3 protein-coding genes are annotated in these 1,583 nt (G+C 36.4%); 2 read left to right on the forward strand and 1 reads right to left on the reverse strand.

Annotation, left to right across the window (positions count from 1 at the left end):
- A partial coding sequence (locus AC06OU_RS05970; protein ID WP_475854612.1) for an N-acetyltransferase family protein occupies nucleotides 1–493 on the reverse strand: 493 nt, incomplete at its 3' end.
- Nucleotides 494–618: 125 nt separating this feature from the next.
- Between AC06OU_RS05970 and AC06OU_RS05975 the strand changes: the two genes are divergently transcribed.
- Together AC06OU_RS05975 and AC06OU_RS05980 are read left to right on the forward strand one after the other, a co-directional pair.
- Entirely contained in the window at nucleotides 619–1,032 is a 414-nt protein-coding gene (locus tag AC06OU_RS05975; RefSeq protein WP_475854613.1) for a MarR family winged helix-turn-helix transcriptional regulator, read from the forward strand.
- Nucleotides 1,032–1,583: MFS transporter (locus AC06OU_RS05980; RefSeq protein ID WP_475854614.1), on the forward strand; the 552-nt coding region annotated here is incomplete at its 3' end. The genes AC06OU_RS05975 and AC06OU_RS05980, both read left to right, overlap by 1 nt.

Genomic DNA, 1,583 nt, shown 5'->3' on the forward strand with positions numbered 1-1,583 from the left:
AATCGTTACCAATGTACTTGCTTCTTCGTTCTAAAAGTAAGTTATCTCTCCATTCTCCATTATGCTTTCCAATTCGCTCTCGATATCCCACCACTCTAAATCCGTTTTTCTTGTGAAGTTCTATACTAGCCTTGTTTTCTGGAAATATACTTGCCTGTAGCATCCAATAGCCTTGTTCTTCTGAACTAGCGATCAATTTTCCAAGTAACTTATTTCCAATTCCTAGACCGATTGCTTTTGGATGAACGTATATACCTACTTCCCCAACTCCTGCGTAAACAGCCCTGTATGAGACAGGGCTAAGTCTGCACCAGCCTTTTACTGCGTCATTATGTAACATGACGAAGGTACATAGCTTGTCTGCTGTTGAAATCCATTGTTCATATGAAGATGGGGCACTCGTCTCAAAGGTTGCGTTACCTGTAGAGATACCTGCTTCATAAATATACTTGATTTGCTCCCAATCTTCTTCATTTGCTAGCCTCATTTCCATAAAAACTCCCCCTTATAAAAAATATAAGTATTTGAAATGTAAATGGCAAGAAATGTTTTCTTTACAAACATAATTTAAACGTTTAAAATTAGTTAGCCTAACTAACTAATTAAGGAGGAAATGGAATGCAACCTTTTTTTACTACTCTAAAATTGATTTCTCGACCATATAGTAGCAAAATGCATGACTTATTGATGCCACTAGGCTTAACAGAAATACAGTGGGGGCTTATACGTATCTTGCAAGAAGAGGGGCCTTCAACTTTTACGGATGTAGCAGCTTATTGGAGAGTAGAAAAGCCGTCCGTAACTCCGATTGCCCAAAAGCTAGTAGATCAAGACCTAATCTACATAGGTACAGGTCAGGATAAGCGACAAAAAGTAATGCATTTAACAAGTCTAGGTGTTTTGAAATATAAGGAGGCAAAATTAATAGTAGAAGCCTTTCAAATGGACTTATTAAAAGGGATTTCGGAAGAAGAAAGAAAAATTACAGAACGAGTATTAGAAAATCTACTTGTTAATATAAAGGGAAGATGATGGCAGTGATAAAAGAAAAATTATGGACAAAGGAATTTCTTTTCATTTCCTTGATTAATTTTATAATTACTTTAATGTTTTACTTATTAATCGTTACGATTGCTTCTTATGCTCAGTCAGAATATGGAGCAACTACTAGCACAGCAGGTCTAGTATCAAGTATTTTCATAATAGGGTCTCTAATAGGCAGATTAGGGGCAGGTAGAGTTATAGGTAATATAGGGACTCAAAAAACATTGTGGATAGGATTAATATTTTTTACGATTACATCTGCCTTATATTTTGCGACTTTTAATATTGGACTTCTTATTGTTAATAGACTACTTCAAGGGATTGCTGTTGGTATTGCAGGAACAGCTACCGGCACGATTATTGCTCAAATCTTACCGAATACTCGTAAGGGAGAAGGCATAGGCTACTACAGTTTAAGTGCCATATTAGCAACAGCAATAGGGCCATTTCTAGGCATTCTATTATTAAAAATGGACGGTGGGTTCCAATGGATTTTTGCTATGAACGCAGTGCTTTCGGTTGTGTGCTTAGTCATCTAC

The sequence above is a fragment of the Psychrobacillus sp. genome (assembly GCF_056205495.1).